We start from the raw sequence: 14,582 nt of genomic DNA, 5'->3' as shown, positions 1-14,582 counted from the left end.
CCAAACCTCGCGGGGCCTGTGGGTTCAGCGCGGGTCGCTGCGCGGCGCCGCAGCGAGCCTGCGGTCCAGCCACCCGAAGGCGCCGAACAGCAGCAGGAACAGCGCCGTGATGCCGACGCTGACGACCGCCACCGTGGCCCACCCCTCGGTGCCGGCGTCGAGGAACGGGTAGGGCACCCAGCCGTCGACCTCGCCCACCGCGAGCGTCCAGACCAGCCAGGCCAGCGGCCAGCACAGGGCGTACGCCGCCTCGCGCACGGCGATCCGTGGGCGGGGCCCGACGACAGCCCAGGCCGCCAGCGCGAGCACCGGCACCACCATGTGCAGCAGCTTGTCGGCGACCCAGTCCGCACCGTCGAGGTCGAGCAGCGGGCGCAGCAGGAAGAAGTGCACCAGGCCGGTGACGGTGTTCCCGACCAGGCCGGCAAGGCGGGCGACGCGCCAGCCCCGGCGGTCGAGGGCCGGGTCGCGCGCCAGGATTGTGGAGGTGAGCGCGACGAGCAGGTTGCTCTGGATCGTGAAGTAGGCGAAGAAGCGGTAGACGCTCTCCGCGCGGCCGGGCGGGTCCTCCTCGACGAGGACGGCCGAGCCGAGCAGCACCAGCACCAGCTGCAGGACGACCGCCGCCCAGGCGACGACGGCGACGGCCAGGTGGACCGACCGGGCGCGGGCGGGAGTCATGGCGTGAGCGTAGGGGCCCGGATGCCCGCAGGTGCGGTCAGTCCAGGACGACGAGGACGTCGCCGTCCTGCACGACGTCGCCGACGGTCACCTTGATCGCGGTGACGGTGCCCGCGCGCTCGGCGAGCATCGGGATCTCCATCTTCATCGACTCCAGCAGCACGACGGTGTCGCCGGCCTCGACGCGGTCGCCCTCGGCGACCTCGATGGTCAGCACGTTGGCGACCAGCTCGGACACGATCTCGAGCGACGTGGTGCGGGCCATGGCTCGACGCTAGCGGTTACCGGGGCGTAGCCGCTGATCGGACCCGCGGCGGGCCCAAGGGCGGGCTCAGGGCCAGGCTCGGGGGCAGGCTCAGAGCTCGGCGAAGCGACGCGGCTCGGGCCGGTGCGGTCCGGCCTCCTCCGCGCGCCGTCCGCGGCTGCCCTTGGTGCCGGTGAGGGCGAGGTCGATGCGGATCAGCACGTAGCCGATGAGCAGGCCGAGGACGAGGGAGTACGCCGCCCGCAGGCCGGCCTCGAGGTAGGAGCTGTCCGGCGCGACCAGGCCCGTGGCCAGCGGCACGGTGGCCGCGACGCCGAAGGCGCACACCCACCAGCCCTGGCGCCGGCGGGCGCGCAGGTGGGTGCCCCACGCCAGCGCCGGGATGCCGAGGAGCACGACCAGCGGGCGCGGGAACGCCCCGATGCGGGCCGAGACCCAGTCGGCGAAGTCGAGGACGGACGACACGAAGGTCTGGGTGCCGTAGCGACGGAGCAGCTCGGCGTAGAGCAGCGTCACGACGAGGACGGCGAGGCCGGAGGCGACCACGATCATGCCGCGCCGGCCGAGGCCGTGGAGGCCGGCGCCGAGGCGGTAGACGATGGTGAAGACCAGGCCGAGGGCGAGGAACAGGGCCGCGAGGTCGAAGCGGTCGGGCGCGACGGTGGGCTCGAAGCCGACAGCCGCGAAGGCCGTCACCACCGCCACCAGGACCGCGACGAGGACCTCGCGCACCGCCTTCCACCAGGTCACGGCCGGCACCGTGACCATCACGGCGTACACGCTGCCCACGACGCAGGTCATCACCGCGGCGCCGGTCGGCAGCACCCTCCCGCCGACGAGGAGGCTGGCCACGCCCAGCGCCAGCGCGAGACCGGCGGAGACGAGCGCGCGCCCCGCCGTCCGGGTGGCGAGCAGCCACGACAGGGCGGTGGCCACGGCCACCGCGCCGGCGCCGTCCACCCACTCCGGCACGGATCCCAGGGGGCCGGCCGACGCATTCTCGGCGAGGAGCCCGCCCAGGGCCGACCAGACGAGCGCGGCGGCGCCCAGGCCGAGCACGGCGAACCACAGCAGCAGCAGCGAGCGACGCGGGCCGTCGGGAGGGAGGGCGCCGGTGTCGTGGGTGGGCTCAGGGGTCGGCTCAGGGGTCGGCTCGGGCGCAGGTGCGTGCGCGGTGGCGACGGGCGTGGCGGGCGGCGCCGCGACCGGGGTGGGCTCCGGCTCCGGCGGGGCCTCGGCCGGGGCGGGATGGGGCTTCGGCTTCCGGGTCCGGCGCAGCCGCGAGGGCGGCCGCTCGGCAGCCCGCTTGCCGCGGGAGGACCCGCGGGGGCTGTCGGCGGTGGGGGAAGACACGTCGCAGGAGGTTACAGCCGTCGGTTGGACAGGGACGGATTGGTGCGACGGGCCGTCTCGAGGTCCGCACGCTCCAGCACGACGTCGAGGGTCGCCTCGGCTCCCCCGGCCTCCGCGAGCACCTCACCGAGCGGCCCGACGACCACCGAGTGGCCGCTGTAGCGGGGCTCGGGCTGGGCGGCGCCGACGACGAAGCAGGTGTTCTCGATGGCCCGGGCCGCGAGCAGGGTGCGCCAGTGCGCCACCTTGCGCTCGCCGGGCAGCCACGCGGCCGGCACGACGAGGACCTCGGCGCCGGCGTCGACGAGGCGGCGCGCGAGCTCGGGGAAGCGCAGGTCGTAGCAGGTCATCAGCCCGACCCTCCAGCCCTCGACGTCGACGACGACGGGCTCGAGCGGTCCGCCGGTCAGCCGGTCGGACTCGCGGTAGCCGAAGGAGTCGTAGAGGTGGATCTTGCGGTAGTCCGCCCGACCGGCGCCGCGCACGACGAGCGTGTTCCAGGGCCGCGCCGGGTCGGCGGAGGTCTCGAACATGCCGGCGACCACCGTGCTCGAGGTCGCGTCGGCCACCCGCGCCACCTCGGTGGCGAAGGGTCCGTCCACCGGCTCGGCGTACGCACTGATGTCGGACCCGGCCTCCCCGAAGTCGCGGGCGTAGGCCTCCGGCAGGACGACCAGGTCGGCGCCGGGCGCCACGTCGGTGGCCAGTCGCCCACGGTTGGCGTCGGGGTCGAGGCCGCTCGCCCACTGGTGGACGCGCACGCGCAGCTGCTGTCCGGTGTCCATGCCTCCAGACTGCCAGAGCGGAGCGGGCTGGGAGGATGCGCACATGGACCTCGACCTGACTGCAGCCGGTTTCTGCGGCGTGGTGCTGGCCGGGGGCACGGCGGCGCGGATGGACGGGATCGACAAGGCGAGCGTCGAGCTCGCCGGTCGCACGCTGCTGGCCCACGCCGTGGACGCCTTCCTCGACGCCGACGAGGTCGTGGTCGTCGCCCCGCAGTCCGTGCCGACCGAGCGGCCGGTCACGTTCGCCTGCGAGGACCCGCCGCGCGGCGGTCCGGTCGCGGGCCTGCTCACCGGTGTCGACGCGCTGCTGCGCCGACCGCGGCTCGTCGGCGTGCTGGCCGTCGACATGCCGCGGGTCACGGCGGCCACGATGCGGAGGCTGCGCGCAGCGGCGGACGGCCACGACGGGGCGTTCCTCGTCGACGACGACGGCCGGCGGCAGCTGGCCGGGGTGCTCGACGCGACCCGCCTCGCCGACGTACGCCCCGGGCTGGAGCAGCAGCACGGCATGGCGCTGCACCGGCTCCTCGCCCCCCTGCGCCTGGCGTCGGTGCCGGCCGGCGCCGAGGAGGCGCTCGACATCGACACCTGGGCCGACCTGCGCGACCTCGGCGGCTGAGCGGGCCTCCTCCCTTGCCGCCGCCGGGTGGGGTGAGGGACATTGGGCTCGTGAACCTCCACGACTGGATCGACGAGCTCAGCGACGTCCTCGACGTCGACACCGAGGTCGACGAAGGCCTCGTCCTCGACCTGGCGCGCACCGCTGCGCAGAACGTGCAGAAGACGGCGGCGCCCATCACCGCCTACCTGCTCGGCTGGGCCGCCGGTGCGGGTGACGCCGACCCGGAGGCGATCGAGAAGCTCGCGGCCCGGGCGCAGCTGCTCGCCGAGAGCTGGGACCGGCCCGCCGACGCCCCCGACCCCGACGACGTCGACGACGAGGTGCCCGACGACTCGTCGGTCGACCACTCCAGCGATCTCTACGAGGACTGATTCCGTGCGCGCAGTCGTGACCACCGGCACCGGTGGCCCCGAGGTCCTGTCCGTCGGCGAGGTCGCCGACCCCCGACCCGGCGCAGGGGAGGTGCTGGTCGACGTCGTCGCGACGGCGGTCAACCGGGCCGACACCCTGCAGCGGCAGGGGTTCTACCCGCCGCCCCCGGGCGCGTCCGAGGTCATCGGCCTCGAGTGCAGCGGTCGCATCGCCGAGCTCGGCGAGGGCGTGGAGGGCTGGTCGGTCGGCGACGAGGTCTGCGCGCTGCTCGCCGGTGGCGGGTACGCCGCCCGCGTCGCGGTGCCGGTCGGACAGGTCATGCCGGTGCCGGGCGGCGTGTCCCTCGTCGAGGCCGCGGCGCTGCCCGAGGTCGCCGCGACCGTGTGGTCCAACGTCTTCATGACCGCCCACCTCGCGAAGGGCGAGCGCTTCCTCGTCCACGGCGGCGCCGGCGGCATCGGCACGATGGCGATCCAGCTCGCCGTCGCGCGTGGGGCCGAGGTCTTCACGACCGCCGGGTCGCCGGAGAAGCTCGAGCTGTGCCGCTCGCTCGGGGCCACGGCGATCTCCTACCGCGACGAGGACTTCGTCGAGGTGCTCAGCGGGGCCGGCGGCGCCGACGTCGTCCTGGACAACATGGGCGCGAAGTACCTCGGCCGCAACGTCGCGGCCCTCGCCACCGGCGGGCGTCTGGTCATCATCGGCTTCCAGGGCGGCACCAAGGGCGAGCTCGACATCCAGGCCCTCCTGCGCAAGCGCGCATCGGTGACCGCGACGTCGCTGCGCGCTCGACCGCTGGAGGAGAAGGCCGCCATCTGCTGCGGGGTGGTGGAGAACGTCTGGCCGCACGTCGCGGCCGGCCGGATCCGCCCGATCGTGGAGACCACGATGCCGCTCGAGGACGTGGCGCGCGCCCACCAGCTGATGGAGGACGGCGCCCACACCGGGAAGATCCTGCTGACGCTCTGATGAGCCAACCGCTCCCGTCGCCCGGCCACCGGGCGCGTCATAGGGTGGCGGTCATGACCGAGCAGCAGCAGCCCAGCGCCCCTGCGTCCGAGGACCACGTGGTCGTGGTCGGGCCTGACGGCCAGCCGATCGGCACCATCCCCGCGAGCGCCCTGCCGGCGATGACGCAGCAGTCCGGTGACGACGACGAGGAGGGTGGGGGCGAGCGCCACATCACCGAGCTGGTCGAGCAGCCGGCGAAGGTGATGCGCATCGGCAGCATGATCCGCCAGCTCCTCGAGGAGGTGAAGGCCGCGCCCCTCGACGAGGCCAGCCGCCAGCGTCTCAAGGAGATCCACGCCGCCTCCATCAAGGAGCTCGAGTCGGGTCTGGCCCCCGAGCTGGTCGAGGAGCTCGAGCGCCTCTCGCTGCCCTTCACCGAGGAGGGCACCCCGTCGGAGGGCGAGCTGCGCATCGCGCAGGCCCAGCTCGTCGGCTGGCTCGAGGGCCTCTTCCACGGCATCCAGACCGCGATCTACGCCCAGCAGATGGCCTCGCGCGCCCAGCTCGAGCAGATGCGCCGCGCGCTGCCTGCCGGCCCCGGCCACGCGCAGCACCAGCCGATGGGGATGCCCAACATGCCCTCCGACGAGACCCAGGAGTCCGGCGGGACGTCCAGCGGGATGTACCTCTGAGGCGTCGGCCCGGACGGGTCAGCGGCGCGCGAGGCGGCGTACGACGACGAGGCCGAGCAGGCCGATGATCGCGGCGGCGGCGCCCGGTGCGGCGGCGCGCGCGAAGCCCGCCGGCGGGGAGTCCTCGACGCGGGTCAGCTCCGCGGTCGGGGGCGGGGGCGGCTCGACCGGTGTGCCCTCCCCGAGGAGCTGCTCGACCTTGTCGACCTTCGTCGGGTTGGCGACGGCGGTGCCGCCGCAGCTGTCGGCGTCGTACGGCGCGGCGTCGCCCGTGGCGAGGAAGACGTAGGTCGTGCCGACCTCGAGCTCGCCCAGACCGCAGGCGGCCGGGCCACCGGCGGAGAAGACCTGGGTGGAGCGCTCGGGGGTGCCCTGGTAGGCCCGGGACGCGGTGACGTCGTAGGTGAAGTCGTCGCCGGCAGCCTCGACGCCGTCGATCGTGCCGATGAAGACCACGTCGGCGCGCTGGACCTGCTGCTCGAGCTGGCCCTGCTTGCAGGTGCACGCTGCGGAGGCCGGTGCGCTCACGGTCAGGACCAGGCCCACGCACGCGAGCAGCATCGCGGCAGCGACACGGACAGCATGGACGGCACGGATCATGGCGGGCAGCCTAGCGAGACAGGCCGAAGAGGTCGGTCAGCACCACCGCGACCCCGTCGTCGTCGTTGGCCGGCGCCCGGTGGTCGGCGAGCTCGTGCAGCGAGGGATGGGCGTTGGCCATGGCGTACGACGTGCCGGCCCACTGCAGCATCGCCACGTCGTTGGGCATGTCACCGAAGGCGACCACGTCCTCGGGCAGGACGCCCATCTCGTCGGCCAGCACGGCGAGCGTGGTGGCCTTGGTGACGCCGGCGGCGCTGATCTCGACGAGCGCGAAGGACGACGACCAGGTCGTCACCACCTGGTCGCCCGCCGACGCCTCCACCCGGCGCCAGAAGTCCTCCGGCTCGAGGTCGCGGTGCACCGCGAGCACCTTCACCACGTCGTCGCCGAAGATGTCGGCGAGGTCGCCGGTGTGGCGCTCGGCCCGGTCGTCGGGGTGGCGGGGGAAGTCGACCTCGCTGGCCCACCCGGTCGTGTGCTCGACGGCGAAGGTGGTCCCCGGGACGGCCGTGCGCAGCTGCTCTGCGACGGCGACGCCCACCTCGCGCGGCACCGCCCGGAAGTCGCGCACCTCGCGGCGCGCGACGTCGTACACCAGGGCGCCGTTGCTGCAGATCGCGAGCCCGTGGCCGCCGACGTCGGCCCAGAGCTCCTCCATCCAGCGGATCGGGCGCCCGGTGGTGAAGACGACCGGCACGCCGCGGGCGTCGAGCTCCTCGAGCACCGCGCGGGTGCGGTCGGTGACGGTGCCGTCGGAGTGGAGCAGGGTGCCGTCGAGGTCGGTGGCGACCAGCCGCGGCGTGCTCACGCCGGGTCCCGGAGCGACAGGGTGACGGTCAGCTCGTCGCCCTCCTCGACACCCGCCGCGGCGCGGACGGCCTTCTTCACCGGCAGCACGAAGCCGCCGGAGCCGGAGTCGGGGAAGACGCTGGTGTCCCAGGTCGTGGCGCCGACCCGGACGCGTACGCGCACGGACCCGAAGCCGCGCGGCTCGCCCGAGCCGTCGCGCACCTCCTCGGCCACGTCGGGCGGGAGGGTGACGAAGCACCACGAGGAGGAGTCGGCCGACTCCTGGCGTGCGGTCCACCGCCACAGCGGCGCGGTGAAGGTGAACCCCTCGCCCACGGGATCAGGCCCCCTGCGGGAACCAGCGCGACATCTCGAGCGCCGCGCCCTCGTCGTGGACCGACGCGGTGACGTCGTCGGCCGCGGCCCTGACCTCGTCGACGGCCTGGCCCATCGCGACGCCGCGACCGGCCCAGCGCAGCATCTCGATGTCGTTGCGACCGTCACCGATCGCGAGCACGTCGGCGGCGGTGAGGCCGATCCGGTCGCACACGTGCTGGAGTCCGGAGGCCTTCGAGACCCCGACCGGGGACAGGTCGAGCCACGCGGTCCAGCCCACGACGTAGTCGGTGCCGTGCAGCCCCAGCTTGGAGGCGAGCTCGAGGAAGTCGTCGGCCGTGGCATCGGGGTCACGGATGATCACGCGGCTCACGGGCTCACCGACGATGTCGTCGACCTCGGTGATGATCTGCTCGCCGGAGATCTCGCCCTCCGGGAAGACGCGGTTGACGCGGTAGCCGCCGACCGCGCGTTCCTCGACCGCGACCAGTGCGTCGGGGTGGTGCTCCAGCACCGCGGCGACCGCGGGCGCGGCGTCGAAGGTCTCCTCGTGGACGACCTCCATCGGCGGGTAGCGGAAGACCACCGCGCCGTTGGACGCCACCACCCACAGCTGGTCGGCCTCCTCGCGGGGGATGTCGAGCATGTCGGCGATCCGCGTCATGCCGTGCGGGGAGCGACCGCTGGACAGCACGACGTGCGCGCCGGCGTCGAGGGCGCGGTGGATCGCGTCGTAGACCGGCGCGGTGATGGTCTCGTAGTCCTCGGTCTGCCCGTCGACCCACTTCAGCAGGGTGCCGTCGATGTCGAGGGCGACGACCTTGGGGGCCCAGTCAGTCAAGGGGCTTCATCACTTCCAGTCCGCCGAGGTAGGGGCGCAGCGCCTGCGGCACCGTCACCGACCCGTCCTCGTTCTGGTGGGTCTCCAGGATCGCCACGATCGCGCGGGTGACGGCGGTGAGCGTGCCGTTCAGGGTCGCGACCGGCGTGGTGCCGCCCTCCCCGCGGGTGCGGATGTCGAGGCGACGGGCCTGGAAGTCGGTGCAGTTGGACGTCGAGGTGAGCTCGCCGTAGCCCTGCCGGCTCGGGATCCACGCCTCGCAGTCGAACTTGCGCGACGCGCTCAGGCCGAGGTCGCCCGCGGCGGTGTCGATGATCCGGTAGGCGAGCTCGAGCTTGTCGAGGAACTCCCGCTCCCACGCCAGCAGCCGTTGGTGCTCGGCGTACGACTCCTCGACGGTGGTGTAGACGAACATCTCCACCTTGTCGAACCAGTGCACCCGCCAGATGCCCTTGGTGTCCTTGCCGTAGGAGCCGGCCTCCTTGCGGAAGCACGGGCTGAAGGCGGCGTAGCGAAGGGGGAGCGCGGCGGCATCCAGGATCTCGTCGGAGTGGTAGGCCGCCATCGCCACCTCGGAGGTGCCGACGAGGTAGAGGTCCTCGCCCGCGATCTGGTAGACGTCGTCGGCGGCCTGGCCGAGGAAGCCGGTGCCCTCCATCGCGCGCGGCCGCACCAGCGAGGGGGCGGCCGCCTGGATGAAGCCGGCCGCGCGGGCCTGGTCCATCGCCATGTTGACCAGCGCGAGCTGGAGCTGCGCGCCGACGCCGGTGAGGAAGTAGAAGCGCGAGCCGCTGACCTTGGCGCCGCGCTCGATGTCGATGGCGCCGAGCATCCGTCCGAGCTCGACGTGGTCGCGCGGCTCGAAGTCGAACTCGCGGGGCGTGCCCACGTGCTCGATGACGGTGTAGTCCTCCTCGCCACCGGCGGGCGCGGCGTCGTCGGCGACGTTGGGGATGGCCTTGATCGCCTCGTCCCAGGCGGCCTCGGCGTCGTTTCGGGCGGCCTCGGCGGCCTTCACCCCAGCGGCGAGCTCCTTGACCTGAGCGAGCAGGGCCTGCTTCTCCTCGCCCTGAGCCTTGGCCACCAGGGCACCGCTCGCCTTCTGCTCGGCGCGCTTCGACTCGAAGTCGGCGATCGCCTGGCGCCGCGCGGAGTCGGCGGCGAGCGCCCGGTCCACCACGTCGGCGGACAGGCCCCGCTTGGCCTGGGCGGCACGTACGCGGTCGGGGTCGTCACGGAGCAGGCGAGGGTCGATCATTCCGGGGTCCCTGCGGCGAGGGGAGCGAAGCGAGGCTCGTCGTGGGGTGGGGTCACATGGGGAAGGCTAGCCGCCGCAACAGCATGATTCCGAACCGGTTTGGGCATACTTCGCAGGTGACTCCCGCCTTCCGCAACCGCAGCCTGGCCTGGGCGCTCCTCACGGGAGGCCTGTTCGCCGTCCTGGCCTACCTCGTCACCCAGGAACGCGCTCCCCTCGACGCCTTCGACATCGAGGGCCGCCGTCTGGAGGACTGGGCCGACGACTCGGCGCCCCTGATCTCGACGCTGCGGGTGGTCGAGACGGCCTTCGGCACGATCGGCATGACGATCCTCACCGTCCTCCTGGCGCTCTGGCTCGTCGTACGCCGCCAGCGCTGGGCGGCGCTCCTCGCCGTCGTGGTGATGTCGGTGACCGCCCTCGCGACCACGGTGCTCAAGAGCCAGCTGGGCCGCGACCGGCCGGACTGGCAGGACGCGCTGGGGAGCCACACCAACTTCAGCTTCCCGTCCGGCCACGCCTCCTCCAGCGCCGCGTTCGCCGCGATCCTGGTGATGCTGCTGGTCCTGTTCGTGAGGCGTACGAGCCTGCGCCGCCTCGGCATCACGCTGGCCGTGGCCTGGTGGCTGCTGGTGCAGATGGACCGGATCCTGCTCGGGCGCCACTTCCCGAGCGACGTCATCGGCGGAACCCTGCTCGCGCTGGCGGTCTTCTTCCTGGCCCTGGCCTTCATCGACCCGCGTCCGCGATCGACCGCGGCGAACGCCGAACCGCTCCCGGAGGTCTTCACCTCCCAGCGCCGGCTCGCGGTGATCCTCAACCCGATCAAGGTCGAGGACGTCGGGCAGTTCCGCGCCACGGTCGCCGAGATGGCCAGGGAGTCCGGCTGGTCCGAGCCGACCTGGCAGTACACGACGATCGAGGACCCCGGCACCGGCATGGCCGAGCGCGCCGCGGTCTCCGGCGCCGACCTGGTGATGGTCTGCGGCGGCGACGGCACCGTGCGCGAGGTGTGCGCCGAGCTCGCCGGCACCGGCATCCCGGTCGGCATCATCCCGGCCGGCACCGGCAACCTGCTGGCCCGCAACCTCGACGTCCCGCTCTACCTCCGTTCGGCGATCGACGTCGCGCTCAACGGCCAGGACCGGGCCATCGACCTGGTCAAGGTGGGCGGCGACAACATCGAGGACACCCACTTCATGGTCATGGCGGGCATGGGCTTCGACGCCGCGCTCATGGAGGGTGTCAACGAGGACATCAAGAAGAAGATCGGCTGGGTGGCCTACGTCGTCTCGGGCCTGAAGTCGCTGATGTTCCCCGCGATCAAGGTCGAGATCCAGATCGATGACCAGGAGCCGAGCGTCCACCGTGCCCGCACGGTCGTGGTCGGCAACGTCGGCTTCCTGCAGGCCGGGATGCCGCTGCTGCCCGACGCGACGATCGACGACGGCATCCTCGACGTGGTCATCATCCACCCGCGGCAGTTCCTGTCGTGGATCACGGTGGCGATGCGCGTGCTGGCCAAGAGCACGATCGTCGACGAGACGCTCGACCGGCGCACGGGCTCGCGGGTGCGGATCAAGGCCGCCTCCGACACGCCCCGCCAGCTCGACGGCGACTCCATCGGCGAGGGTCGCGAGCTGCACATGGAGTGCATCCACGGCCGGCTGCTGGTGCGCGTGCCGCGCTGACCGCCGGCCGACCCGCCGCTGTGACTGATGCGCCCGCCGCTGTAACGCCGGGTTAGCTCTTGTACCCACCGAGATATATCCGGGTGGGTACAGGCCCTAACCCGGCGTTACAAGGCGTGTCGGTACGCCTAGGGTGAGCGCAGGGCCGGCCACGAGCTGCCCGGGGGGCGGCGGCTACCTGCTCGGCGGGGAGTGGAGGATCGGCCTCTCGCTCGCGGTCGGGGTGACCATCGCCGCGACGATGGCGGTGCAGTACCGCGACGCCTGGTAGCACTCAGGGACGCGCGTGCTCGATCGCCTCCTCCTCCTCCGGCGAGAGCTGCTGCTCGCACATCCAGGAGGAGATCGACTTGGCGTAGGTGCGGGCCTCGCTGCGACCGTGGATCGACGTCAGCACGACCCCGTGGCCGGCGTCGTCGAGCACCGCCAGGCTCCAGCTGAGATGACCGCCGACGTCGCCGAAGGCGTCGTAGCGCACGACGGAGAGGTGGCGCAGCGCGTCGGAGCTCTCCGCCTTGAGGGCCGCGACCTCCTGGCGCAGGCCGTGCACGTCCTCGGGCAGCGCCTCGACCCCGTCACCGCCGGAGCGCGACGGCGTACGCCGCAGGGCGAGCCCGGCGAGCACGCAGGCCAGGGCGGCGAGGACGACGGCGACGACGGAGAGCACGAGCACGCCCCTGACCCTATGTTCGGCGACTGGTCACGGCCTGCCGGACACGGCCGGAGGTGACAGACTCCGCCCTGTGAATCGCCGCATCGCCTACCAGGGAGAGCCCGGTGCCAACTCCCACCTGGTGTGCCAGCAGGCCTACCCGGACTGGGAGCCGATGCCGTGCGCGTCCTTCGAGGACGCCTTCGCGGCGGTGGAGAACGGCGACGCCGACCTGGCGATGATCCCGATCGACAACTCGATCGCCGGCCGGGTGGCCGACATCCACCACTTCCTGCCGACCTCGGACCTCCACATCGTCGGTGAGCGGTTCCTGCGCATCCAGTTCTCCCTGATGGCCCTGCCGGGCGCGAACGTCGACTCGTTGCGCACCGTGCACAGCCACGTCCACGCGCTCGGACAGTGCCGCGGCGTGATCCGCGAGCTCGGGCTGACCCCGGTCGTCGCGGGCGACACCGCCGGCGCGGCCCGCGAGGTGGCGGAGTCCGGCGACCTGACCCAGGCCGCGATCGCCCCACCGCTGGCCGCCGGGATCTACGGCCTTCAGGTGCTGCGCGAGGAGATCGAGGACGAGGACCACAACACCACCCGCTTCGTCGTGCTCTCGCGCGACTTCGAGCAGGCCACGGCCGGCGAGGGCCCGGTGGTGACGACCTTCATCTTCAACGTGCGCAACCTGCCGGCGGCGCTCTACAAGGCGCTCGGCGGCTTCGCCACCAACGGCGTCAACATGACCAAGCTGGAGAGCTACATGGTCGGCGGCCACTTCACCGCCACCCAGTTCCTCGCCGAGGTCGACGGCCACCCCGACGACCCGGGCGTGCGCAACGCGCTCGAGGAGCTCGCCTTCTTCACCACCGAGGTGAAGGTGCTCGGGGTCTACCCCGCCGACGAGTTCCGCGCGGAGTGATTGAGACACTCGCGCGGTGATCGATCTCCTCGTGGTGGCCCTCGCCTTCGGCGCCATCTTCGTCGTCGAGCTGCCCGACAAGACCTTCATCGCCACGCTGGTGATGTCGACGAAGATGCGCCCGCTCTTCGTCTGGATCGGCGTCGGTCTCGCCTTCCTCGTCCAGACCGGCATCGCGGTCGGCCTCGGCAAGGCGGCGTCCTTCCTGCCCGAGCAGCTGATCCAGACCGTTGCCGCGCTCCTCTTCCTCATCGGCGCGGTCATCCTGTTCCGCGAGGCGCGCTCGGCCGACGACGACGAGGCCGACCAGGAGGAGGAGTACGCCGCGAAGGCCGACCCCGCCGCCCATGGCTTCCGGGTGGTCGCCACCTCGTTCCTGGTGCTCTTCGCCGCCGAGTGGGGTGACCTGTCGCAGCTGCTGACCATCTCGCTGGTCGCGAAGTACGACGACCCGGTGTCGGTGTTCCTCGGCGCGTGGGGCGCGCTGCTCGCGGTCTCCGGCCTCGCCGTCCTCGTGGGCCGCCTGCTGCTCCAGCGGATCAGGCTCTCGCTGCTCCACTACGTGGGTGCCACGGTCTGCGTCCTGATGGCAGTCTTGACGGTGTGGGAGATGACGCGCTGACCCATCGGGTGCGGATGGCGGTCCACGACCGCTACGTCGCCGTCAACGGCGACCACCCGATGACCGCCGACGACGACGCCTACGTGCGTGAGCACTTCGTCGCGGCGACGCCCGAGGCGGTGGCGCTCATGCTCGAGGGCCGCCTGCCGCTGCCGTCGTACGTCCTGCGTGACGGCACCCCGATGGTGCCCGCGGCGCACGGCGAGCTGGCCGACATCGCCGGTGGCCCCGACCGGCTCCGGAGGTGGTTCACCGCCTTCTGGGAGGGCGACGCAGAGACCGGCGCCCAGGAGTGGGCCCACTACCTGTCCGGGCAGGAGGTCAGCCTGCGCGACGTCAACCCGGTGCGGATCCGGCAGCGCGACGAGCGCATCGCCGAGGCCGCCGCGGCGCTCGACCTGCTGCGCCGCGACCCGCACGACGAGACCGGCCGCGGGATGCTCGGCGAGGCCGTCGACGGCGTGCTCGCCGTGCCCGGGCTGGACTCGCTGCTCCTGCCGATGACGGCGTACGACCGGCTCCGGTTCGGCGGCCCGACGGTGCGCGAGCTGTGGGTCGACCTCCCCCGCGCCGAGCTCCTCACGCCTTCCCCGCCGGCCTGGCCGGTGCGCACCGAGCGCCTGCTGCTGCGCCCCTACGAGCCGGGTGACGCCGAGGCCTTCGTCGAGGCCTGGGCCTCCGAGGAGTGGACCAACCTGCTGCTGAGCCGCCCGATGAACCGCGCCGAGGTGGTCGAGATGGTGCGCCGGCGCCTTGCCGGGGCATCCGGCGAGCTCGTCTCGCTCGTCGTCGAGCACGACGGCGTGGTCGTCGGCGACTCGATGCTCCACCTCCAGGGCACCGGGATGAGCGAGGGCGAGATCGGGTGGACGGTCCTGCCTCAGCACGCCGGACGCGGCTTCGCCACCGAGGCCGCCCGCGAGGTGCTGCGCCTCGGCTTCGAGCACTACGGGCTGCGCCGCATCGTGGCGAACCTCGACGCCCGCAACCACCGCTCCGCCGCGCTATGCGAGCGGCTCGGGATGCGGCGCGAGGCCGACAAGGTCGCCGACTTCTGGTCCAAGGGGACGTGGACCAGCTCGTACGACTACGCGCTCCTCGCCGAGGAGTGGCGGGTGTCGCCCGGCTGATCCGCCCG

Annotated in this window: 19 protein-coding genes; 9 read left to right on the top strand and 10 right to left on the bottom strand. The window is 72.8% G+C overall.

The features are described 5' to 3' along the window. Nucleotides 1-24 precede the first annotated feature (24 nt). The 4 genes from CFI00_RS00540 to CFI00_RS00525 all read right to left on the bottom strand — a co-directional run bounded on the left by CFI00_RS00540 (nucleotide 25) and on the right by CFI00_RS00525 (nucleotide 3,084). On the bottom strand, nucleotides 25-681 hold the full coding sequence (locus CFI00_RS00540; protein ID WP_207083410.1) for a Pr6Pr family membrane protein: 657 nt from the start codon (nucleotides 679-681) through the stop codon (nucleotides 25-27). A gap of 37 nt (nucleotides 682-718) precedes the next feature. Continuing rightward, complete coding sequence (locus CFI00_RS00535) at nucleotides 719-946, bottom strand: biotin/lipoyl-binding carrier protein (protein WP_207083409.1); 228 nt, start codon at nucleotides 944-946, stop codon at nucleotides 719-721. Nucleotides 947-1,036: 90 nt separating this feature from the next. Next, nucleotides 1,037-2,299 carry a hypothetical protein gene (locus CFI00_RS00530; RefSeq protein WP_207083408.1) on the bottom strand — a complete coding sequence of 421 codons (1,263 nt, stop codon included), beginning with the start codon at nucleotides 2,297-2,299 and terminating at the stop codon, nucleotides 1,037-1,039. 11 nt (nucleotides 2,300-2,310) lie between these two features. After that, entirely contained in the window at nucleotides 2,311-3,084 is a 774-nt protein-coding gene (locus CFI00_RS00525; RefSeq protein ID WP_207083407.1) for a carbon-nitrogen hydrolase family protein, read from the bottom strand. Nucleotides 3,085-3,127: 43 nt separating this feature from the next. Between CFI00_RS00525 and CFI00_RS00520 the strand changes: the two genes are divergently transcribed. The 4 genes from CFI00_RS00520 to CFI00_RS00505 are packed head-to-tail and all read left to right on the top strand — an operon-like array spanning nucleotide 3,128 to nucleotide 5,724. Then, on the top strand, nucleotides 3,128-3,706 hold the full coding sequence (locus tag CFI00_RS00520; protein WP_207083406.1) for a molybdenum cofactor guanylyltransferase: 579 nt from the start codon (nucleotides 3,128-3,130) through the stop codon (nucleotides 3,704-3,706). Nucleotides 3,707-3,756: 50 nt separating this feature from the next. Further along, complete coding sequence (locus CFI00_RS00515) at nucleotides 3,757-4,080, top strand: DUF6457 domain-containing protein (protein WP_207083405.1); 324 nt, start codon at nucleotides 3,757-3,759, stop codon at nucleotides 4,078-4,080. 4 nt (nucleotides 4,081-4,084) lie between these two features. After that, a complete protein-coding gene (locus CFI00_RS00510; RefSeq protein WP_207083404.1) occupies nucleotides 4,085-5,050 on the top strand; it encodes an NAD(P)H-quinone oxidoreductase in 966 nt (321 codons plus the stop codon). Nucleotides 5,051-5,103: 53 nt separating this feature from the next. Continuing rightward, nucleotides 5,104-5,724 (top strand): bacterial proteasome activator family protein, encoded by a 621-nt coding sequence (locus tag CFI00_RS00505; protein ID WP_207083403.1) that lies wholly within the window; start codon nucleotides 5,104-5,106, stop codon nucleotides 5,722-5,724. An 18-nt stretch (nucleotides 5,725-5,742) separates the two neighbouring features. Here the strand turns inward: CFI00_RS00505 and CFI00_RS00500 are convergent, their stop codons facing one another. From CFI00_RS00500 to serS, 5 genes are read right to left on the bottom strand one after another with little or no spacing between them, the layout of a single operon-like run. After that, nucleotides 5,743-6,324, bottom strand: a complete 582-nt coding sequence (locus CFI00_RS00500; protein ID WP_207083402.1) for a hypothetical protein — start codon at nucleotides 6,322-6,324, stop codon at nucleotides 5,743-5,745. A gap of 10 nt (nucleotides 6,325-6,334) precedes the next feature. Then, nucleotides 6,335-7,135: an HAD family hydrolase gene (locus tag CFI00_RS00495; RefSeq protein ID WP_207083401.1), complete on the bottom strand. Its 801-nt coding sequence runs from the start codon at nucleotides 7,133-7,135 to the stop codon at nucleotides 6,335-6,337. Beyond that, nucleotides 7,132-7,452: a DUF1905 domain-containing protein gene (locus CFI00_RS00490; protein ID WP_207083400.1), complete on the bottom strand. Its 321-nt coding sequence runs from the start codon at nucleotides 7,450-7,452 to the stop codon at nucleotides 7,132-7,134. Before CFI00_RS00490 ends, CFI00_RS00495 begins: the two co-directional genes overlap by 4 nt. Nucleotides 7,453-7,456: 4 nt before the next feature. Beyond that, nucleotides 7,457-8,293 carry an HAD family hydrolase gene (locus CFI00_RS00485; RefSeq protein ID WP_207083399.1) on the bottom strand — a complete coding sequence of 279 codons (837 nt, stop codon included), beginning with the start codon at nucleotides 8,291-8,293 and terminating at the stop codon, nucleotides 7,457-7,459. Next, nucleotides 8,286-9,551, bottom strand: coding sequence for a serine--tRNA ligase (serS, locus tag CFI00_RS00480; protein WP_207083398.1), 1,266 nt, complete (start codon nucleotides 9,549-9,551; stop codon nucleotides 8,286-8,288). The genes CFI00_RS00485 and serS overlap by 8 nt, the downstream gene beginning before the upstream one ends. Before the next feature lie 116 nt (nucleotides 9,552-9,667). Between serS and CFI00_RS00475 the strand changes: the two genes are divergently transcribed. Continuing rightward, nucleotides 9,668-11,242: a YegS/Rv2252/BmrU family lipid kinase gene (locus CFI00_RS00475; RefSeq protein ID WP_242532613.1), complete on the top strand. Its 1,575-nt coding sequence runs from the start codon at nucleotides 9,668-9,670 to the stop codon at nucleotides 11,240-11,242. A 133-nt stretch (nucleotides 11,243-11,375) separates the two neighbouring features. Next, nucleotides 11,376-11,513 (top strand): hypothetical protein, encoded by a 138-nt coding sequence (locus CFI00_RS00470; protein WP_207083396.1) that lies wholly within the window; start codon nucleotides 11,376-11,378, stop codon nucleotides 11,511-11,513. 3 nt (nucleotides 11,514-11,516) lie between these two features. Here the strand turns inward: CFI00_RS00470 and CFI00_RS00465 are convergent, their stop codons facing one another. Further along, nucleotides 11,517-11,915, bottom strand: a complete 399-nt coding sequence (locus CFI00_RS00465; RefSeq protein WP_242532612.1) for a DUF4446 family protein — start codon at nucleotides 11,913-11,915, stop codon at nucleotides 11,517-11,519. A gap of 70 nt (nucleotides 11,916-11,985) precedes the next feature. Between CFI00_RS00465 and CFI00_RS00460 the strand changes: the two genes are divergently transcribed. Genes CFI00_RS00460 through CFI00_RS00450 form a run of 3 tightly spaced genes read left to right on the top strand, consistent with a single transcriptional unit; the run spans nucleotide 11,986 to nucleotide 14,574 of the window. Beyond that, nucleotides 11,986-12,822 (top strand): prephenate dehydratase, encoded by an 837-nt coding sequence (locus tag CFI00_RS00460; protein ID WP_207083395.1) that lies wholly within the window; start codon nucleotides 11,986-11,988, stop codon nucleotides 12,820-12,822. Nucleotides 12,823-12,838: 16 nt separating this feature from the next. Further along, nucleotides 12,839-13,444, top strand: a complete 606-nt coding sequence (locus CFI00_RS00455; protein ID WP_242532611.1) for a TMEM165/GDT1 family protein — start codon at nucleotides 12,839-12,841, stop codon at nucleotides 13,442-13,444. Beyond that, on the top strand, nucleotides 13,426-14,574 hold the full coding sequence (locus CFI00_RS00450; protein ID WP_207083394.1) for a GNAT family N-acetyltransferase: 1,149 nt from the start codon (nucleotides 13,426-13,428) through the stop codon (nucleotides 14,572-14,574). Before CFI00_RS00455 ends, CFI00_RS00450 begins: the two co-directional genes overlap by 19 nt. Nucleotides 14,575-14,582 lie beyond the last annotated feature (8 nt).

This window comes from Nocardioides sp. S5 (genome assembly GCF_017310035.1).
Taxonomy (GTDB): domain Bacteria; phylum Actinomycetota; class Actinomycetes; order Propionibacteriales; family Nocardioidaceae; genus Nocardioides.
Note: the sequence above shows the minus strand (reverse complement) of the source record. Positions and strands in the feature narration are given on the sequence as shown.

Coding starts and splice junctions, on each gene's coding strand:
- CFI00_RS00540 (WP_207083410.1), bottom strand. CDS start 681: ATGACTCCCGCCCGCGCCCGGTCGGTCCACCTGGCCGTCGCCGTCGTC.
- CFI00_RS00535 (WP_207083409.1), bottom strand. CDS start 946: ATGGCCCGCACCACGTCGCTCGAGATCGTGTCCGAGCTGGTCGCCAAC.
- CFI00_RS00525 (WP_207083407.1), bottom strand. CDS start 3,084: ATGGACACCGGACAGCAGCTGCGCGTGCGCGTCCACCAGTGGGCGAGC.
- CFI00_RS00520 (WP_207083406.1), top strand. CDS start 3,128: ATGGACCTCGACCTGACTGCAGCCGGTTTCTGCGGCGTGGTGCTGGCC.
- CFI00_RS00505 (WP_207083403.1), top strand. CDS start 5,104: ATGACCGAGCAGCAGCAGCCCAGCGCCCCTGCGTCCGAGGACCACGTG.
- CFI00_RS00500 (WP_207083402.1), bottom strand. CDS start 6,324: ATGATCCGTGCCGTCCATGCTGTCCGTGTCGCTGCCGCGATGCTGCTC.
- serS (WP_207083398.1), bottom strand. CDS start 9,551: ATGATCGACCCTCGCCTGCTCCGTGACGACCCCGACCGCGTACGTGCC.